Genomic DNA, 359 nt, shown 5'->3' with positions numbered 1-359 from the left:
CGAAGAGCTGCAACGTGTCGCAGCCCACGCTTTCCGCAGGCATCAAGCAGCTCGAGGGTGATCTAGGTGTCGAGATCGTGCGGCATGGCCGGCGCTATGACGGACTCACATTGGAAGGCGAGACAGTGCTTGCCTGGGCCATCAAGATCGAACGCGACTGTGACGGTATGGAGCGCGATCTTTCGGCCCTGAAGCGCGGGCTTGAAGGCAAAATTTGCTTGGGAGTCGTGTCGGCCACATCGGCTGTTGGCGCGATCCTCAGCGTCGCCCTCGCGGACCAGATCCCGTTGCTGGCGCAGACCGTGACGGCAAGCGACACCGCGTCGTTGCTGCGGACCCTGCTGGATCACGAGATGGAC

1 pseudogene is annotated in these 359 nt (G+C 62.4%); it reads left to right on the top strand.

Annotation, left to right across the window (positions count from 1 at the left end):
- Positions 1-14 precede the first annotated feature (14 nt).
- Positions 15-359, top strand: a pseudogene (locus tag CVH10_RS18375) (LysR family transcriptional regulator); the annotation flags it as partial.

It is taken from the genome of Halomonas sp. ND22Bw (assembly GCF_003011945.1).
Taxonomy (GTDB): domain Bacteria; phylum Pseudomonadota; class Gammaproteobacteria; order Pseudomonadales; family Halomonadaceae; genus Halomonas; species Halomonas halophila.
The sequence above is the reverse complement of the archived record's forward strand: the minus strand, read 5'-3'. Positions and strand labels throughout refer to the sequence as shown.